At 63.0% G+C, this 18,675-nt stretch carries 18 protein-coding genes; 8 read left to right on the top strand and 10 right to left on the bottom strand.

The window, feature by feature from the left end:
- Nucleotides 1–143 precede the first annotated feature (143 nt).
- The gene (locus J3P97_RS10105) at nt 144–1,166 is read right to left on the bottom strand and encodes a sugar phosphate isomerase/epimerase family protein (protein ID WP_434674531.1); all 1,023 of its coding nucleotides are present in this window, start codon (nt 1,164–1,166) and stop codon (nt 144–146) included.
- 59 nt (nt 1,167–1,225) lie between these two features.
- Entirely contained in the window at nt 1,226–2,401 is a 1,176-nt protein-coding gene (locus J3P97_RS10100; protein WP_434674041.1) for a Gfo/Idh/MocA family protein, read from the bottom strand.
- Between the two features lie 176 nt (nt 2,402–2,577).
- Here J3P97_RS10100 and J3P97_RS10095 point away from each other — a divergent pair, with 176 nt between their 5' ends.
- From J3P97_RS10095 to J3P97_RS10080, 4 genes are all read left to right on the top strand, one after another.
- On the top strand, nt 2,578–3,588 hold the full coding sequence (locus tag J3P97_RS10095; RefSeq protein WP_434674040.1) for a LacI family DNA-binding transcriptional regulator: 1,011 nt from the start codon (nt 2,578–2,580) through the stop codon (nt 3,586–3,588).
- 92 nt (nt 3,589–3,680) lie between these two features.
- On the top strand, nt 3,681–4,631 hold the full coding sequence (locus J3P97_RS10090; RefSeq protein WP_434568986.1) for a TAXI family TRAP transporter solute-binding subunit: 951 nt from the start codon (nt 3,681–3,683) through the stop codon (nt 4,629–4,631).
- A gap of 79 nt (nt 4,632–4,710) precedes the next feature.
- Nucleotides 4,711–6,738, top strand: coding sequence for a TRAP transporter permease (locus tag J3P97_RS10085; RefSeq protein WP_434674039.1), 2,028 nt, complete (start codon nt 4,711–4,713; stop codon nt 6,736–6,738).
- Complete coding sequence (locus J3P97_RS10080; RefSeq protein WP_434674530.1) at nt 6,735–7,136, top strand: DUF1850 domain-containing protein; 402 nt, start codon at nt 6,735–6,737, stop codon at nt 7,134–7,136. The genes J3P97_RS10085 and J3P97_RS10080 overlap by 4 nt, the downstream gene beginning before the upstream one ends.
- On the opposite strand, the gene J3P97_RS10075 is transcribed toward J3P97_RS10080, so the two are convergent.
- Nucleotides 7,123–7,740 carry a TetR/AcrR family transcriptional regulator gene (locus tag J3P97_RS10075; RefSeq protein ID WP_434674038.1) on the bottom strand — a complete coding sequence of 206 codons (618 nt, stop codon included), beginning with the start codon at nt 7,738–7,740 and terminating at the stop codon, nt 7,123–7,125. The two genes, J3P97_RS10080 and J3P97_RS10075, sit on opposite strands and share 14 nt — an antisense overlap.
- Before the next feature lie 161 nt (nt 7,741–7,901).
- Between J3P97_RS10075 and J3P97_RS10070 the strand changes: the two genes are divergently transcribed.
- The gene (locus J3P97_RS10070; protein WP_434568990.1) at nt 7,902–8,342 is read left to right on the top strand and encodes a hotdog fold domain-containing protein; all 441 of its coding nucleotides are present in this window, start codon (nt 7,902–7,904) and stop codon (nt 8,340–8,342) included.
- Between the two features lie 87 nt (nt 8,343–8,429).
- Here the strand turns inward: J3P97_RS10070 and J3P97_RS10065 are convergent, their stop codons facing one another.
- A complete protein-coding gene (locus J3P97_RS10065; protein WP_434603774.1) occupies nt 8,430–9,518 on the bottom strand; it encodes an SMP-30/gluconolactonase/LRE family protein in 1,089 nt (362 codons plus the stop codon).
- Nucleotides 9,519–9,609: 91 nt separating this feature from the next.
- Entirely contained in the window at nt 9,610–10,740 is a 1,131-nt protein-coding gene (locus J3P97_RS10060) for a sensor histidine kinase (protein WP_434603771.1), read from the bottom strand.
- A 330-nt stretch (nt 10,741–11,070) separates the two neighbouring features.
- Here J3P97_RS10060 and J3P97_RS10055 point away from each other — a divergent pair, with 330 nt between their 5' ends.
- On the top strand, nt 11,071–12,033 hold the full coding sequence (locus J3P97_RS10055) for an EamA family transporter (protein WP_434674037.1): 963 nt from the start codon (nt 11,071–11,073) through the stop codon (nt 12,031–12,033).
- A gap of 263 nt (nt 12,034–12,296) precedes the next feature.
- Nucleotides 12,297–13,166: a CAP domain-containing protein gene (locus J3P97_RS10050; RefSeq protein ID WP_434674036.1), complete on the top strand. Its 870-nt coding sequence runs from the start codon at nt 12,297–12,299 to the stop codon at nt 13,164–13,166.
- 45 nt (nt 13,167–13,211) lie between these two features.
- Here the strand turns inward: J3P97_RS10050 and J3P97_RS10045 are convergent, their stop codons facing one another.
- The 4 genes from J3P97_RS10045 to ggt all read right to left on the bottom strand — a co-directional run bounded on the left by J3P97_RS10045 (nt 13,212) and on the right by ggt (nt 17,507).
- Entirely contained in the window at nt 13,212–13,844 is a 633-nt protein-coding gene (locus J3P97_RS10045; protein ID WP_434603768.1) for a Vgb family protein, read from the bottom strand.
- Nucleotides 13,845–13,878: 34 nt separating this feature from the next.
- Complete coding sequence (locus J3P97_RS10040) at nt 13,879–15,099, bottom strand: helix-turn-helix domain-containing protein (protein ID WP_434674035.1); 1,221 nt, start codon at nt 15,097–15,099, stop codon at nt 13,879–13,881.
- A 128-nt stretch (nt 15,100–15,227) separates the two neighbouring features.
- Nucleotides 15,228–15,761, bottom strand: a complete 534-nt coding sequence (locus J3P97_RS10035; protein ID WP_434674034.1) for a cysteine hydrolase family protein — start codon at nt 15,759–15,761, stop codon at nt 15,228–15,230.
- 18 nt (nt 15,762–15,779) lie between these two features.
- Nucleotides 15,780–17,507 carry a gamma-glutamyltransferase gene (ggt, locus tag J3P97_RS10030; protein ID WP_434674033.1) on the bottom strand — a complete coding sequence of 576 codons (1,728 nt, stop codon included), beginning with the start codon at nt 17,505–17,507 and terminating at the stop codon, nt 15,780–15,782.
- Nucleotides 17,508–17,636: 129 nt separating this feature from the next.
- Here ggt and J3P97_RS10025 point away from each other — a divergent pair, with 129 nt between their 5' ends.
- Nucleotides 17,637–18,068, top strand: coding sequence for a GNAT family N-acetyltransferase (locus J3P97_RS10025; RefSeq protein ID WP_434652780.1), 432 nt, complete (start codon nt 17,637–17,639; stop codon nt 18,066–18,068).
- Between the two features lie 128 nt (nt 18,069–18,196).
- Here the strand turns inward: J3P97_RS10025 and J3P97_RS10020 are convergent, their stop codons facing one another.
- A complete protein-coding gene (locus tag J3P97_RS10020) occupies nt 18,197–18,547 on the bottom strand; it encodes a hypothetical protein (RefSeq protein WP_434569000.1) in 351 nt (116 codons plus the stop codon).
- Nucleotides 18,548–18,675 lie beyond the last annotated feature (128 nt).

Genomic DNA, 18,675 nt, shown 5'->3' with positions numbered 1-18,675 from the left:
TCTTGTGGATGGCTCTTGTGGCGAGGGAGCTTGCTCCCGCTCGGCTGCGCAGCAGTCGCAAAAACCAGGCGACGCGGTCCGGCTGGAACAATGTTATGGGGCGGCTTCGCCACCCAGCGGGAGCAAGCTCCCTCGCCACGGGGTCATTGCTCCGGGGGCAACCCCAGCAACCGCCGATTGGACGCTTCATCCGCCGTGACACCGGCAAAATCATCGAACGCCTTGGCGGTCTTGCTGATCATGTGCCGCTGGATGAACGCCGCGCCTTCGGCCGCGCCCTGCTGCGAATCCTTCAGGCAGCATTCCCATTCCAGCACCGCCCAGCCGTCGAAGCCGTACTGGGTCAGCTTGCTGAAGATCGCCTTGAAATCGATCTGCCCATCGCCCAGGGAACGGAACCGGCCGGGGCGATCAACCCAACCCTGGTAGCCGCCATAGACACCGGAGCGGGCATCGGGGCCAAATTCGGCGTCCTTGACGTGGAACATGCGGATGCGGTCGTGGTAGCGATCGATGAAGCCCAGGTAGTCCATCTGTTGCAGCAACATGTGGCTGGGGTCGTAGAGAATCGCCGCCCGTGGATGGTAATCGACGGCTTCCAGGAAGCGCTCGAACGAGGCGCCGTCGTGGAGGTCTTCGCCGGGGTGGATCTCGTAGCACAGGTCGACGCCGGCCGCGTTGAAACAGTCGAGGATCGGCAACCAGCGCCGGGCCAGTTCGGCGAACCCTTGCTCGACCAGGCCGGACGGACGTTGCGGCCACGGGTACATATAAGGCCACAGCAACGCACCGGAAAACGTCGCGTGGGCCTTGAGGCCCAGGCGCTGGCTGGCACGGGCGGCGAGTTTCAGTTGCTCGATGGCCCACTCGGTGCGCGCCTCAGGCTGGCCGCGCAAGTGGGCCGGGGCGAAGTCGTCGAACAGCGCGTCGAATGCCGGGTGCACCGCCACCAACTGCCCTTGCAGGTGCGTCGACAACTCGCTGATCTCGACGCCGGCCGATGCGCAGACGGCCTTGAGCTCATCGCAATAATCCTGGCTCTCGGCGGCCCGGGCCAGGTCGATGTAACGCGTGCCGAGGGTCGGCAGTTGAATCGCCTTGTAGCCCTGCGACGCGGCCCATCGAGCAATATCGGCCAGGGTGTCGAACGGCGCTTCATCGGACATGAACTGCGCCAGGAAAATCGCTGGCCCGCGCAGGCCGCTCGGTGTTACGTCGGGGGTGCTCACAGTTGCGATTCTCCGGTTTTTAGCGTGGTCCATTTCGCCTCGCCACGGTGATTGATGATGGCGGCCTCGATGAACGCCATGCCGCGCAAGCCGATTTCGATGCCGGGTACGCCAGGCACATCGGGGCCTTCGACGCGTTCGCGAATGGCCCGGGCGAAATCGCCGTAGAGGTTGGCCATCGCTTCCAGATAACCCTCGGGATGCCCGGCGGGCAGACGCATGCGGCGCGTCGCGGCCTCGCACAACCACGGCTGGCCAACCCCGCTACGCAGGATGCGCAGGGGTTGATCGAAAGCGCGATGGATCAGGCTCGATGGTTGTTCCTGGCGCCACTCCAGGGCGCCTTTGTCGCCGTAGACGCGGATTTTCAGCGGGTTCTCTTCGCCGGTGCAGACCTGGCTGGCCAACAACACGCCGCTGGCGCCGCGTTGCATCTGGAACAACATCGCTACGTCGTCATCCAGTTGCCGACCGGCGACATGCGTGCCCAGCGTGGCGCAAAGCTGTTGGATCGGTAGGTCGGCGACGAACTCCGCCAGGGAAAAGGCATGGGTGCCAATGTCACCAATACAGCCGCCCAACCCTGACTGTGCCGGATCGTCGCGCCACTCGGCCTGTTTGTTGCCTTGCGCGGCGACGTCCTGGCTGAGCCAGCCCTGAGGGTATTCGACGAACACTTTGCGCACCTGGCCGATCACGCCCGAACGCACCATCTCCCGGGCCTGCCAGACCATCGGGTAGCCAAGATAGGTGTGGGCCAGGCCGTAGAGACAGCGGCTGCCCTGCAGCACGTCCCTGAGCGCGAGCAATTCCTTGAGGTTCAGTGCCGCGGGCTTCTCGCTGAACACATGGAAACCCGCCGCCAGCGCCTGGCGGGAAATGGGCGCGTGGAGATGATTGGGGGTGACAATCACCAGCAGTTCCATGCGCTGGTCCAGCGGCAGCAGCGCCTCGGCGTCGAGCATTTGCTGCCAGTCGTGATAACAGCGGGACGCGGCCAGCCCCAGGGCTTCTCCGGTCTGCCGGTTATTCTGCGGGTCGCGGCTGAACGCGCCGCACACCAACTCGAAACCACCGTCCAGGCCCGCGGCCTGACGATGGGCCTGGCCGATGAACGCGCCCTCCCCACCGCCGACGAAGCCCATTCTTATTTTTGGTGCTACAGGTTTCATCGCGATTCTCTTTTGTCCGGACTGATGATGTAACCGGTTACATCATGAGCGGAAATCTAGGCCTGGTTTAGCTTCGTGTCAAATCCTGGAAGATGCCGATGAGCATTTGTCAGGCTTCGAACCTGAGGTAAGCTCGCGGCCATGCCTGCGTCTCCAGGCGCCGAATCGAGGTGATCTTGTCGAATATCCGTGAAGTGGCCCGGCTGGCCGGTGTTTCCGTGGCCACGGTGTCGAGGACGCTGAAGTCGCCTGAACGCGTGTTGCCGGAAACCCGCGACAAGGTCAACGCCGCGGTGGCACAGGCCGGTTATCGACCGAACCTGATGGCGGTGCAGTTCCGTTCCCGCCGTACCGGCAATCTGGTGATCCTGGTGCCGGCGATCGCCAATACCTTTTTCGCCCGGGTCATCAGCGGTGCCCAACAGGCGGCGCAAGCGGCCGGCTATCGACTGCTGCTGTGCGATACCCAGGGCCGCGAAGCCATCGAGCAGGAATTCGCCGCGCTGGTCTACGCCCACCAGGCCGACGGGGTGATTCAATTGCGCGCCAGCGACCCCTTTGTTTCATTGCCGCCCGGCGCCGACGCGTTGCCGCTGGTCAATGCCTGCGAAGTGGTCAAGGACGCGCCCTACCCGACCATCAGCCTGGACAACCGCAGCGCCGCCCGCGCCATGACCGAGCACCTTATCGGCCTCGGCCACCGACGCATCGGCATCATCAAGGGCCCTCGCAGCAGCCCGTTGACCCTCGATCGCGTGGCCGGTTACCAGGACGCCTTGCAAGACGCCGGCATCGCCATCGTCCCCGAGCTGATCTGCCACGGCGACTTCACCCTCAAGGCCGGCTTCGACGGCGCCAGCGCCATGCTCGCCCAGGCCGAGCGTCCCAGCGCGCTGTTCTGCGAGAACGACGAAATGGCCATCGGCGCGCTCAAGCGCATCAAGCAGATGGGCCTGCGGGTGCCCGCGGACATCTCCCTGGTGGGTTTTGATGACATCCCGTTTGCCGCCTATTGCGATCCGCCGCTGACCACCATTTCCCAGCCGGCTGAAACCTTTGGTCACAAAGCCGTAGAAATGCTCATCGCCCTGATCGAGAAAAGATCCATCGCCCAGCGGCACGTGCTCCTGCCGTTCGAGCTGACCGTACGCGGCAGCAGCGCAGCGCCAGGCTCCAGCATGGCCTGATCAGGCACATCGCAGTTGTCGACTCGCCATCAGGCCCGTTTCGACTACAGTGGAAAGACTCTGCAAAAGCCATAACAAGACGGAGAGTCGCCATGCCAATCAGCAAACGCTTCATTTCCCTGGCCGCCGCCGCAGCCGTGATGGTCACGACCACGGCCTATGCTGCGCCAGCGTACATCAACATTCTGACCGGAGGCACCAGCGGGGTGTATTACCCGATTGGCGTCGGGCTCTCGCAGATCTACAGCAGTGGCATCAAGGATTCCAAGACGTCGGTCCAGGCCACCAAGGCTTCGGTGGAAAACCTGAACCTGCTGCAAGCCGGACGCGGGGAGTTGGCATTTGCCTTGGGCGACTCGGTGGCGGACGCCAAGAATGGGGTGGAAGACGCCGGCTTCAAGGCGCCCTTGACCAAGCTGCGGGCCATCGCTGGCGCCTACCCCAACTACATACAAATCGTCGCCAGCCAGGAATCGGGCATCAAGACCCTGGCCGATCTCAAGGGCAAGACCGTTTCGGTCGGCGCAGCGAAATCTGGCACCGAGCTCAACGCCCGGGCAATCTTCAAGGCCGCGGGCCTGACCTACAGCGATATGAAGGTGCAATACCTGCCATTCGCCGAGTCGGTGGATCTGATCAAGAACCGCCAGTTGGATGCCACGCTGCAATCTTCCGGCCTGGGCATGGCCGCGATTCGTGACCTGGCGTCGACCATGCCATTGAACTACGTATCGATTCCCACCGATGTCGTGGCAAAAATCGGTAACCCGGCCTATTTGAGCGCGCAAATCCCGGCCAACACGTACGACGGACAAACTGACGCCGTGCCCACCGTAGCCATCACCAATATCCTGGTGACCCGCGAGGATGTGCCGGACGAAGTGGCTTATCAGATGACCAAGCTGCTCTTCGACAACCTCAATCGCCTGGGCACGTCCCATTCGGCGGCGAAAGACATTTCCCTGAAAAACGCCGCGAAGAACCTGCCGATAGCCCTGCACCCTGGCGCCGAACGCTACTACAAGGAAGTGGGCGCGCTGTAGACCCCTGGGGAGGCAACGGCGTAAACCGCCGTTGCCGTGTCGTGTTTCGCACCGGCTACAGACAACAGGCAGGCACCTTATGAGTGAAGACCAGCACGGCATCGCCACGGACCCACGGGACTGGCCGAAGACGCTGTTCTATGTAGCGTTGCTGTTTTCCATATTCCAGATCGTCACCGCAGCCTTCTCCCCGGTATCCAGCATCGTGCTGCGGGCGGTGCATGTGGGCTTTTTGCTGTGGGTGGTGTTTTTGAGCTACCCGGCCCATGGCAAGCAACGGCCCTGGCAACCCCTGGCCTGGGCGTTGGGGCTGGCGGGGATGGCGACCGCGCTCTATCAGTGGGTATTCGAGGCCGACCTGATCCAGCGCTCCGGCGACCTGACGAGCGCCGACATGGTCATCGGCATCGTCCTGATCGTGCTGGTATTCGAGGCGGCGCGGCGGGTGATGGGCATCGCCTTGCCGATCATCTGCGGCCTGTTCCTCGCCTATGGCCTGTTCGGCGAACACCTGCCGGGCGACCTGGCGCATCGCGGCTACGGCGTGGACCAGATCATCAACCAATTGGCGTTTGGCACCGAAGGGTTGTACGGCACGCCGACCTACGTATCGGCCACTTATATCTTCCTCTTCATCCTGTTCGGCGCTTTCCTGGAAAAGGCCGGCATGATCAAGCTGTTTACCGATTTCTCCATGGGCCTGTTCGGCCACAAGCTGGGCGGTCCGGCGAAGGTGTCGGTGGTGTCATCGGCGCTGATGGGCACCATTACCGGCTCGGGCATCGCCAATGTGGTGACGACCGGCCAGTTCACTATTCCGCTGATGAAACGTTTTGGCTACAAGGCCGCGTTCGCCGGCGGTGTGGAAGCGACATCGAGCATGGGCAGCCAGATCATGCCGCCGGTCATGGGTGCGGTGGCGTTCATCATGGCCGAGACCATCAACGTGCCGTTCGTGGAAATCGCCAAGGCGGCCTTGATACCCGCCTGCCTGTATTTCGGCTCGGTGTTCTGGATGGTGCACCTGGAGGCCAAGCGTTCGAACCTCAGAGGTCTACCCAAGGATCAGTGCCCGAGTGCCTGGGGCGCGGTCAAGGAAAACTGGTATCTGCTGATTCCACTGGCAGTGCTGGTCTATCTGCTGTTTTCCGGGCGCACGCCGCTGTTCTCCGGCATGGTCGGTCTGGCCCTGACGGCCATCGTGATCCTCGGCTCGGCAATCATCCTCAAAGTATCGAACTACGCCTTGCGCTGCGCATTCTGGATAGCACTGGGGATTCTCTGCGTCGGCTTCTTCCGGCTCGGCATCGGTATCGTGTTCGCGGTGATCGGCGTGCTGGTGGTGGCTTGCTGGTTCATGCAAGGCACGCGGGAAACCCTGGTCATCTGCCTGCATGCATTGGTGGATGGTGCCCGGCACGCCGTTCCGGTGGGGATCGCCTGCGCCTTGGTCGGCACCATCATCGCCGTGGTTTCGCTGACGGGCGTGGCGTCCACTTTCGCCGGTTACATCCTGGCCATCGGCAAGGACAACCTGCTGCTGTCGCTGATCCTGACCATGCTTACCTGCCTGGTATTGGGCATGGGCATCCCGACCATCCCGAACTACATCATCACCAGCTCGATCGCCGCGACAGCCCTGTTGGAACTGGGCGTGCCGCTGATCGTGTCGCACATGTTCGTGTTCTATTTCGGCATCCTCGCCGACCTGACCCCTCCGGTGGCCCTGGCCTGTTTCGCCGCCGCGCCCATCGCCAGGGAGAGTGGCCTGAAGATCAGCTTCTGGGCCGTGCGCATCGCCCTCGCCGGCTTCGTCATTCCGTTCATGACGGTCTACAACCCGGCGCTGATGCTCCAGGGCGACAGTCTCTGGATGACGGCGTACATGCTGATCAAGACCTTGCTCGCGGTCGGCCTGTGGGGCATGGCGTCCACCGGTTTCCTGCAACAGAAGATGCCGGTCTGGGAACGGCTGATGTGTTTTGCCGCCGGGGCATTGTTGGTGGTGGCGCTGCCGCTGACCGATGAAATCGGCTTTGTCCTGGGGGCGCTGTTGATCGGGCAGCATCTGTGGCGCGCACGTCGCAGCGGGCAGGCCTTGGCGTGATCGGCTTGTGCCTGGGCCTGTCCGGAGTGATCTGGGCGCAGCTTGAACTCAGCGAGTTCACCTTGGCGTGGGATCACACCATCGAGAAGATCCGTTGGGAGGAAGACTACCGTGTCACCGAAACGGGCCTGGTCCTGGGCGAAGCCAGGATCAAGGGCAACGGTGCCGGCATGGAGATTCCGGAAAATGCCCGGCTGGAAAACGGCAGTTGGCACTACTATCGCCAACTGCCGCCGCTGCAACCCTTGAAGCTGGGCCGCACGCCCCAGGCCGGCGATTACCAACTGTGTCATGCCGGCCATTGCCAGCCCATGGCGCATTGGCTGGGACCGCCCACCTTGGAACACCCCTCGGTAGACCTGTGGAGCTGCGAACGGCGCTCGATTAATCAGCGCTGATCGACCGCCACGCCGCCTGCGCCAGTAATTCCCGATGGGCCTTCGGGCTGGTCGGCACGCGCCCCGCCAGCCAGGCACGGCAATAACTTTCCGACGCGCCGATGATCAGCGAGAACATCAGCTCGGCCGGGTACCGCTTGAGCGCCTCGCCCTGCGCCGCCGCGCTCAGCCACTGCCAGAGCTGGCCGTTGCGCGTGCTGTTGCGGCTGGCGAGTTCGTCCTTGAACGGTCCCTTGGTCACGGCAAAACGCGCGTGATACTGGAAACGCGCCCATTCCGGCTGGCTGTCGACCCAATCGACATAGCTGAAGATCAACGCTTGCACGCCCTGTTCGGCCGTCGTAGCCTCGGCCAGGTATTGCTCGCGCAAGTGCGCCTGGTCGTCCAGCGCGGTGAAGAACAGCGCCGCCACCAGGCCTTCCTTGTTGCCGAAGTGGTGGTAGATCGCGCCGACGCTGGTCTGGCATTCGGTGCGGATCATTTCAATGGTGGTCGCCTCAATGCCCTGTTCGTTGAACAGCGCCAGAGCCTTTCTGAAGATATCGCGCTTGAGCTCGGCCCTTCTGCCGGGAAAGGCACGTTCAAGTAATTCCGTTGTTTGCATGCTGGGCTTAAACCGGTTCGTTGAAGGATCAGGCAGACGACTGCCCATGACGAAGTGAGCGCAGCTTGACAGATTCGCCAACAACAGAATACCGTTCCGTCACAGAATAATATTCTGTAACGGAAGATTGTTCCGCAAATCCCTTGTCAGTGAGGCTTCACATGAATCAGGTTCTCGGTATGTTCAACAGCGCAGGTCCCGATGCGTTCAGCAAAATGGCCTGTCAGATGGCACCTTACTTCTCCACTATCAATCCGCTGGTCACGGAGCTGCGCCAGGGCGCGGCGACTGTGCAGGTACCGTTTCGCAAGGAAATCACCAATCATCTCGGCACCGTGCATGCCATTGCCATGTGCAACGCCGCCGAGCTGGCCGCCGGGATGATGACCAACGTCTCGATTCCCGACGGCGCCCGGTGGATCCCCAAAGGCATGACCGTGGAATACCTGGCCAAGGCCAAGAGCGACGTGACGGCGGTGGCGAACGGCGATGAGGTGGACTGGCAGACCGAGGGCGACAAGATCGTGCCGGTGGATATTCATGACGTGGATGGCAAGAAGGTGTTCACGGCGCGGATCACCATGAATGTGAAGTTGGCTTGAGGGTTGGGAAGCTTGCTTTGCGATTGCTGCGCAATCGAGCGGGAGCAAGCTCCCTCGCCACGGTTATTCTTATTCGCGAGGCCTGGATCAGGCAAACGTCGCCCCACGGGTGTTCACGAACAATGAGTACAACGAGTGGCTGCCGGCCATGAACAACCGGTTGCCCTCCCTGCCGCCGAAACAGATGTTGGGGCAGCGTTCCGGCAGGGAGATGTGCCCGATGGCCTTGCCCTCGGGGTTGAACACCCTCACACCGTCGAGTTTTTCCAGGTCGGCCTTGGGGTCGCCGTTGCCGCCCCAGCCGCACCAGAGGTTGCCGCTCTCATCGCACTTGATGCCGTCGATGGCGGCGTAATCCAGGCCTTCGATATGCTTGCGGCGCTCGCCCAAGGTGCCGTCATCCTTGACCGTGATTGCCCAGACCAGGCGGTTGGGCTTGGCCCGGCCTTCGACCACATAGAGAGTTTTTTCATCCGGGGAAAAGCACAAGCCGTTCGGCCCCGCCAGGTCGTCGATGACCCGGCTGAGCTTGCCGGTTTCACCGTCGATGCGGTACACCGCGTGCGGCTGCTCGGGGGTGACTTTGTGCCCCTCGTAGTTGTTGCCGGTCTGGAACGGCGGGTCGGTGAACCAGATCGAGCCATCCCGTTTGCAAACGATGTCGTTGGGCGAGTTCAACGGTTTGCCGTCGAAACGATCGGCCAGCACAGTGATCGTGCCGTTGTGTTCGGTGCGGGTGATACGCCGCCCTTCGGTCGACGTGGTCGAGCCTTCACAGACCAGCAAACGCCCCTGGCGATCACGGCACATGCCGTTGGAGAAGTTCGAATTCTCCCGATACACCGACAGCCCACCGGTGACTTCGTCCCAACGCACGATGCGGTTGTTGGGGATGTCACTGACCAGCAGATACCGACCGTCGCCGATCCACACCGGCCCTTCGGCCCAGCGCAGGCCGCTGGCGAGTTTTTCCACGCTGGCGTTGAAGATGCGCAGGTCCATGAAGCTGGGGTCGAGGATATTGACCAGAGGGTCCGGATAACGCTGGCTCAGCGGTTCGGCCTGGGTCAGGCCGGGCAGGTTGCCAAGGGTCGCGGCCGCGGCCGAGACCACCAGGGATTTCTTGAGGAAGGTCCGGCGCGCCTGATCGGCGGTTGCAAGTTGCGAAGCATCCATAGTACGTCTCCGTTAAATTATTATTGGACGGGGACGTTTGTTTTACCCTCTGATAGGACATCGTACAAGTTATTATCCTCGCCCGGCCCTGTCACTCGGGATGGAGTGGGATCCGAACGGTGAACGTGGTGCCTCCGCGCGCCTTCGAGTGGACTTCGATGGTCCCCTGGTGAGCCGCGACGATCGCCGAGGCGATGTAGAGGCCCAGTCCCAGGCCGGCCGTCGGGCCGTATTGCAAGTCGCCGCTGCGCAGTTGCCGGATCAAGGGATTGAAGATGCTGGCGATGGCGTCCTTCGCGATAGGCTTGCCCTGGTTGTTGATCGCGATGACGGCTTCATTCCCTTCGCGGCTCAACGATACCGTGATCGGCGCGCCCTCCGCGCCATGTTGCACGGCATTGCCGATCAGGTTGGAAAACACCTGTTCCATCCGCGCCGGATCGAACAGCCCTTCAAGCGGACCGTGCGGCTCGAAGAGGATGCTGCTTTCCGGATGATAGGCCCGCGCCTCTTCCACCATGCCTTCGCACGCCGCGACCAGGTCGCCGTTGAAACGCTGTACCGGTATGCCTGCGCCCAGCTGGGTACGGGTGAAGTCCAGCAGGTCGCCGACAATCTTGTTCGCCCGTTTTACGCTGGTGTAGATGCGCGAGGAAATCTTGGTGGCCTTGGCAGGCAGATCGCCGGCGCGCAGGAGCACTTCGGAACTCAGCAGGATTGCCCCCAGCGGGCTGCGCAGATCATGTCCCAGGATCCCGAGGAAGATATTGCGCGCTGCATCGACCGCGCCGGAATAACTGACCACCGATTCCGCCAGGGCCTGGTCGACGGCTTCATTGAAGCGGATCACATCCGACATCGCCTGCGCCTGGTCCAGCTGGGCATGGGGCATCCACAACACCAGCACGCTGGTGCGCAACGCACGGTACTCCGAGACCATCTGTTCCACGGTAAAACCGGAAGACTGGCGAATGACAGCGTGGGTTTCCGCCGCGGTCTCGGCCTCCGCCGCCGGGGCTTCGCCCTGGGATTTGGCGATCTGCTCCTCCGGGGTCTGAGAGGTGCGCAGATCAATGGCGATGGTGCGTAGCATCTGCTCGGCATGGTCGCGCAGCGCTACCGCATCCATGCCGATGGAAGCCGGGGTGATGGTCCTGGCGAAGTCTTCCCACGCCTGGAGGATCGGTTCGATGTTGTCGACAATGAAATCAGCCAGGCGCATGGGTTGCTCCGCGGGAAACTCAGGGGGATCGGTGCCGGAAACAACACAGCGGTCAGATGTTGTACAGCAAATCGCTGGGGGATGTACGCCAGTCTCTGGATTGGTTGAGCTGGTGGAGCTGGCGGCTGCTTTGCAGCCGAGCGGGAGCAGGCTCCCTCGCCACGGGTGAGCTGTGAACATCTGGGGAGAACGGGTTGACGGGCGGGAGCCGGCGCTTGTCTCTCTCTGCTGGATCCGGTACAAATCTTCCTTGTTGTACGACAACCTATAACTAAAAAATAAACCACCGAAGCCTCGCTGCTGCGGTGGTACACCTTTGAGATTGCTGCCATGACCCGCCCCACCGTTGCCGCCGATGTTCCTATTCCTTTTTCCCGCCCTGTCGCTGTGCTCATCCTGCTCTGCATGGGCTGCGCTTTTGCCGGTAACCACGTCGCCGCGCGGGCGGCGTTCGATGACGGTGCCGGCGTGCTGCTGGCGATCCTGCTGCGCTCGGGCGGGACGTTGCTGGTGCTGGCGGCGATGGTCTTGTGGCAACGCCAGAGCCTGCGCCTGCCCGCCGGGGCCTGGCGCTGGCAGTTGGTGTTGGGCCTGTTGATCGGCGCCCAGAGCCTGTGCCTGTATTCGGCCGTGGCGCGAGTGCCGGTGGCGCTGGCGCTGTTGGTGGGTAACGTGTTCCCGATCCTGCTGGCGCTGCTGACCTGGGCCCTCGGCGGGCCGCGCCCCACTGCGCGTACGGCGATGTTGATGGGGATGATCCTGGTGGGCCTGGTGTTCGTACTGGAAGTGCCGGCGCGGTTATCGTCGCAGGCGGATGTCGGCCCGCAATGGCTGGTGGGGGTTGGCCTGGCATTCTGCGCCGCGTGCGTGTTCGCTTGCGCGTTGTGGATCACCGATCACAAGCTGTCCCAGGTGCGCGGCTCGGTGCGCAGCCTGCTGACGATTTTCATTGTGTTCAGCAGCGTCAACCTCGCGGGCCTGACCGGCGCCCTGCCCGGCGGCCTCGACCTGCCCGCCAGCAACACCGGCTGGCTCGCGCTCGCCACCCTGGTGGTGCTTTACGGCACCGGGTTCATCGTGTTGTTCATGTGCGTGCCACGCCTGGACATGCCACGCAATGCCCCGGTGATGAACATCGAACCGCTGGCGACCCTGCTGATTGGCTGGCTGGTGCTGGACCAGATGCTCAACCCGGGCCAGGTGCTCGGCGGCGCGATCGTGGTGACGGGTATTGTGTTGCTGACCTGGCGCAAGGCTGAGCGGGTCAAGGCGCCGGTGGCTGCACGCAATTGAACTGACTGAACGCTCTTTTGTGGCGAGGGAGCTTGCTCCCGCTCGGCTGCGACGCAGTCGCGAATTTCTTGGGCCTGCTTCGCAGGCCAGCGGGAGCAAGCTCCCTCGCCACAAAAGCAATGTGCGGTCAGGCGTTTATGTCTGGGTGCGCCTGAAACTAGTTTCAAAAGCCACAGTCCTACCCCAGCCCTGAACGAAGCGTTTCGGGCTGATTGGCGCCGTCTCCCGGCGCTCAGGCAATTCCCTTCCAGAGCTGTCCATCCATGCGCCACCTCGTTCGCTCTCGCCGTTTCGCTGCGCTGTGCCTCACGATCCTGTTTCCGTTGTTCCCCAGCCCGGCTCACGCCCGAGGCGAAGGACAACTGGTGAGCGCCATCAACGAATACCGCAGCCAGCCCCACCGCTGTGAATGGCAAACAGTGCGTGCTGCCCAACCTTTGGTGTTGCGCTCCAGCCTGGCCTTGCCCATCGGCTTCAGCGGTGGCTTGCGCGAAACCCTGAGCAGATCCGGCTATCAGGCCCGGTCAGTGCGCAGCATTCGCCTGACCGATGCGCGGGACGCCGAAGAAGCGTTCGAGAGGCTGGCAGACGAGCATTGCGCAGCGCTGCTGGACAGCCAGTTCGCCGACATTGGCGTCAATCGGGTCGGGGATGAATGGCGCGTGGTGCTCGCTCAACCCATGGGCGGAACGCGGATCAGCGACACGCGCGACATTGGCGCGCCGGACAAAACGCTGCTCGCCCAGGTCAATGCCGCCAGGGCCAAGCCCCGCATGTGCGGGCGCCAGCGCTTTGCGGCGGCTCGGCCGCTGAGCTGGAACGCCGCGCTGGGAAGCGCTGCCCAGGGCCACAGTCGGTCGATGGCCCGGGGCAACTATTTTGCCCATCGCGACCCGGACGGTCGCTCCACATCCGAGCGGGCCAGAAGCGCCGGTTTTCGCGGACGCAAACTCGGCGAGAACATTGCCGCCGGACAACGTTCGCCAAGCCAGGCCATGCACGACTGGCTCGCCAGCCCCGGGCATTGCGCCAACCTGATGAACCCGATGTTCACCCAGGTCGGTGCGGCGTCGGCCAGTGACTCGCGCAGCGATGCCGGAGTGTATTGGACAATGGTGCTTGGCGCCCCGTGATGTAACGGACGGGTATCCACGGAGGTTTATGCGAGCCTGGCGTCCTCACGCCGGCCGACGCACCGCCCTCACCTTCCCGCTGCCACCGCCGCCACAGAAGAACCGTTCGGCCCCATCGGATTCCAGCCCCGACACACCGGTCCCGGGCGGCATCGTCACGCTTTCCAGCACTTGTGCTGTCTGCGGATCAATACGCCGCAGATCACTCTCGTCGTTTTCCCACGTCCCGTGCCAAAGCTCTCCGTCGACCCAGGTCACGCCCGTGACGAAGCGATTGGATTTAATGGTGCGCAGGACTTTTCCGTCGGCCGGGTCGATCTGGAGGATTTTGCGCGCCTTGTACTGGCCGACCCAGAGCGATCCTTCGGCCCATGCCAACCCTGAATCATCACCGCTGTTGGGCGCCGGAATCGTCGCCAGTACCTCGCCGGTGCGTGGATCGATCTTGCGGATGCTGTCGCCAGCAATCTGGAACAGGTGCTCACCGTCGAACGCCGTGCCAGCGTTCGCCGGCACGTCGAGCGAGTGCACGGTCTGGCCACTGGCGGGATCAAGTGCGTGGAGCTTTTCGCCTGAGGCGAACCAGACGCGCTCGCCGTCATGGCTTACGCCGTGGACACACTCGACGCCCGGAAAAGGGCCGTACTCACGCAGGATCTGTGCTTCTGAACGTTTCATTTCACTCGCCTCATCAGTGGGGTGTGATTGCATCCTAACCAGCCACTGGCAACGCAGTGAGTAACAATGCCGTCGCGAATCCAGGCATCGTTGGCGCCATCCAGCGCCGGGCCCTGGCACGACCGAACGCTTGCGCCTTGCCGCAGGCGGCGAGGGTTTCCAAGGCCCGCTGCACGCTGCGCTGGCTGTTGCCCAAGGCAAGCGCCAGGGCCGAACTGGACCAGGTTTCGCCATCGGCAAGCAGCGCCAGCACCGCGCCGTGAGGTTCTTCGATGACGCGCGCCAGCACCACGACCTCGTCGGCCTGACTGGGAATCAGGATAAAACCGCGCCGGGTTGCCTTCACCTCGGCCAATGACCGCAGCGCCACCCGCAACCGCCCCATCTCGACCCGCAGCCGGGCGCGGTGGGACTCATCCGTCAGTTTCAAGCCGAAGGCCTCGGCCATGAGCGCTTCCCTCGATGCATCGCCCGGCCAGGCTTGGGCCAGCCCGCGGGCCAGGGCGAACAACACCGGGCGCCGGGCGAGGGAAACCTGGCTGCCAGCGCTACTGACGCCATACCGGCATGCATCTACTACCAGCGCCGCACCGGCCAGCAGCACCTGTACCTCTTCAAGAATCAGCAAGCGCTCTTCGTTCCGGCTGATCAGACGCGCCGCCGGTGAGCTCAGCATGCGCCAGGCGCTTTCGATTTCGGCGTTCAGCGCGCTGATGCCCGTTTGCCGTGCGGCCTGGCCGGCCCTTTCCAGAGCGGCGTGAGCGGTTTGCGCTTGCAGGCGCCGCATGGCGATCCCCGCCGCCACCAGTTCACAAGCGGCTCGAGACGCCACAGGCAAGCTGGAAAGATTCAGATCAGCAAGCTTGCCCTCGGCCTCGCCAAGGTGACCGAGCAACAGCAGGCGGCGGATTTCGATCGCATGAGCGTGACCGACGTTCGCTCGGTCACCGCAGGCTTCGAGTACCGCCCGCGCGGCGTCGAGGCGCTTCATGGGCCACGCCAGGTCACGGGAAGCCAAGGCGATTTCGCCCTCCGCCACGATACACCGTGCCCGCGCCACGGCCGCCTTGGACCCGAACGCCGTACTTGCCCGGCGCATCAGGCTCCTGGCTTTGTCCAGATCCCCCAGCTGCGCCATGGCGATGCCGCGCAGCGCGAGGGCCGGGGCATCGGTGCGCAAGGCGATGCGATTGAGCGCCGCTACTGGATCGCCTGCCGCCAATGCTCGCGCTGCTATGCTGATCGCGTAATCCATAAAACGACGGCCCTTGTGGCGAGGGAGCTTGCTCCCGCTGGCCTGCGAAGCGGGCCTGAAAATCTTGCGGTCACTGCGCACTGGAGTGCCAGCCCGGCCTGCTCCTCAGGCCAGGCAGTGAGTATCGGCTACAGGCGAATCCCGGCGGCCCGTACCACATCAATGCGCGACACCGCGCTGCTCAGCCGCCCCAGTCGCTGGTTGTGATCGGCAATGATCTGCTCGGCCGACAGGCTGCCATTGTCCACCGTCGAATGCGCATCGGCGGCCAACACCACTTCGTACCCCAGGGCATGGGCCTGGCGCACGGTGGCATTGATGCAGTGATCGGTCTGCAGCCCGCAGATCACCACGCGGTCAATACTTCTGGCCTGCAACAGCGCCAGCAGGTCGGTCTGGTAGAACGCGTCCGCCGTGGTCTTGCGCACCCGCAAGTCATCCGCGGCGGTGAGCAGGCCATCGGCCAATTGCCAGGCGGCACTGCCATAAGCCAACGAGCCCTCAAGTTCTTCGTGCTGGACCAGGATCACCGGCAAGCCGACAGCCCGAGCCCTGGCACTGAGGTCGTTGATGGTGCCGAGCAGGCGTGGGCTGTCGAAGCATTCCTCTTCGCCCGTGCACAGCCCGGCCTGGACGTCGATAATCAGCAATGCGCTGCTCATGCTTGCCTCTCCGAGCGCTCAGTAGCCCAACGATAACCCGGTGTTGCGGCGCGGATCGTTGGCACCGTAGAAACGATTCTTGCCCACGGGTTTGCCACCCAGTGACGGCGCGCCCACCAGGATCGCGGCGATGTGGTTGGGGTCCTGCGGGCCGGCGAACTTGTGGCCCCAGCTTTCCAGCAGCTTGAGCGTATCGGGGCTGGCGGCGAAGGTTTCCAGGTTGGTCTCCTCCGGCATCCACTGCTGGTGGAAGCGCGGCGCGTCGACCGCTTCCTGCAGGTTCATGCCGTAGTCGATCACATTGAGGATGGTCAGCAGGGTCGCGGTAATGATGCGGCTGCCGCCCGGCGTGCCGACGACCATCACGGTCTTGCCGTCCTTGGTGACGATGGTCGGGCTCATGGACGACAGCGGCGCCTTGCCCGGTGCGATGGCGTTGGCCTCGCCCTGTACCAGGCCGTACATGTTGGGCACGCCGACCTTGGCGGTGAAATCGTCCATTTCATCGTTGAGGATCACCCCGGTCTTGCTCGCCATCACGCCGGCGCCGAACCAGTCGTTGAGGGTGTAGGTGACAGAGACGGCGTTGCCCCATTGGTCGACGATCGAATAGTGGGTGGTGTTGCTGCCCTCGTGAGGCGCCACGCCGGGTTTGATCTTGTGCGAATCGCCGGCCTTTTGCGGCTCGATCGCGGCGCGCAGTTTTGCCGCATAGTTCTTGTCCAGCAGATGGTCGATGGGGTTCTGCACAAAGTCCGGGTCGCCCAGGTAGCTGTTGCGATCGACATAGGCGTGACGCATGGCTTCGATCTGGTAGTGCATGCCCTGGGCCGAATGGAAGCCCAGGTCTTTCATCGGATACCCGTCGAGGATATTCATGATCTGGCACAGCACCACACCACCGGAACTGGGCGGTGGTGCGGAAATGATGTGATAACCGCGATAGTCGCATTCCACCGGGGCCAGCTCGCGGGTCTTGTATTTGTCCAGGTCGGCCTGGGTGATGATGCCCTTGTTGGCCTGGCTGGAAGTCACCAGGGCGTCGGCCACCCAGCCTTTGTAGAAGCCGTCGGCGCCTTTGGCGGAAATTTCCCGCAGGGTCCTGGCGAGGTCTTTCTGCACCAGTTTCTGGCCGGCCTGCATCGGCTCGCCGTTGTGCAGGAAGATCGCGCCGGAATCGCGCATGTCCTTTTTAAACACGTCCGTGGCGGTCTCCAGCAGGTCGACATCACCTTGATCAAGGACAAAACCCTCCTCGGCGAACCTGATCGCCGGGGCGATCAGTTCCTCCCGGGGCTTGCTGCCGTATTTCTTCAGCGCCAGCTCCATGCCGGACACCGTGCCGGGCACGCCTACCGCCAGGTGGCCGCGGGTGCTGAGCTCGGGAATGACGTTGCCGTCCTTGTCCAGGTACATGTCGGCGGTGGCGGCCAATGGCGCTTTTTCGCGGAAATCCAGGAATGTCTTGCGGCCATCCGCCATCTGCAGCGTCATGAAGCCGCCACCGCCAAGGTTGCCCGCCGCCGGGTAGACCACCGCCAGGGCGTAGCCCACCGCGACTGCCGCATCCACCGCGTTGCCACCGTTCTTGAGCACGTCGACGCCGACGTGGGTCGCCAGGTGCTGGGCGGTGACGACCATGCCGTTCTCGGCGGCAACCGGGGCCTGGGACGCAGCGTGGGCAGTCAGGCAGCAAAGGGAGAGCGAAGTGGCGATGAGGGTCCGGGCCAGGGATTCGAACTTCATGAGTCGGTCTCTTCTTGTTTTAGGGTCGGGATCGCTTCAAAAGCACACACGAGTATGGCTCGGTTTAAACAATATGCCTGTTTACTGTAGGCTCGTGTGCTTGATCATCCTCGCACAAGGACATCGCCGATGACGCTGCGAATCGAACGCACGGACGCTCCAACCGATGAACAACGCCAGGCCATCCTCGCGCCACTACGCGCCTATAACACGGCTCAGACCGGTGGAAGCGCGCCGGAACTGGTCGCCTGGCTGGTGCGGGACGAGCACGGCGAAATCGTCGGCGGACTCTACGGCCGAGTATTTTTTCGTTGGCTCTATATCGAACTACTGGTAGTGCCTGAACAGGCCCGGGGCCAAGGCACGGGTTCGCAACTGATGCGGATGGCCGAACAGCTGGCCAGGGAGAAGGATTGCGTAGGTATCTGGCTCGACACCTTCGACTTCCAGGCGCCGGACTTCTACCGCCGGCATGGTTTCACCGAGTGCGGGCAGATCGACGACTACCCGCCGGGGCATCAGCGTTTCTTTTTCCAGAAACGCCTGCCGAACGCCGACTGACCACCATACCCTGTGGGACATCCTTGTGGGAGCGAGCCTGCTCGCGAAAGCGGTGGGTCAGTCAAATGCTATGCAAGAAGATAAACGGCTTTCGCGAGCAGGCTCGCTCCCACACCAGGATCAGGTGTTCAGAGGCAAGTCGCCAACGCCGCCAACCGGCGCTTGGCGACAAAATCATCCTGTTTGGCGTAGTAGTTCAACGCCGTGCCGGTGGCACTGGCTTGTATATCGACAAACGATTCGGCCGAGCGGGTGTACACCGTCGAGCCACCCTGCTTGCCGGGTTGCAGGTAGGCACCGGCATCGACGCCGAACACCGCTTCGTCTTCCCAGGCGAACTTCACGCATTGGGCGACATTCTGCTCCGGCTTGTCGGAGGCCAGGGTCTTGTAGGGAGCTTGGGTCCGGGCCTGTTCCATCGCCGAACCCGCGCAGCCGGCCAGCAGGGTTGCGGCCACGGCCACCATCAGCATTCGCATCGTGTTCACTCATCGAGAAAAAAACCGACTTTAGCACTGCGATCCGCGCCTACGTGCGGCTTTACTGAAATTTGCCCGCGACAACAGCTATCGATTCACGCAACCTGTCGGGACATTGACTCAAGGAG

Source organism: Pseudomonas sp. R1-15 (assembly GCF_051132085.1).
Taxonomy (GTDB): domain Bacteria; phylum Pseudomonadota; class Gammaproteobacteria; order Pseudomonadales; family Pseudomonadaceae; genus Aquipseudomonas.
Note: the sequence above shows the minus strand (reverse complement) of the source record. Positions and strands in the feature narration are given on the sequence as shown.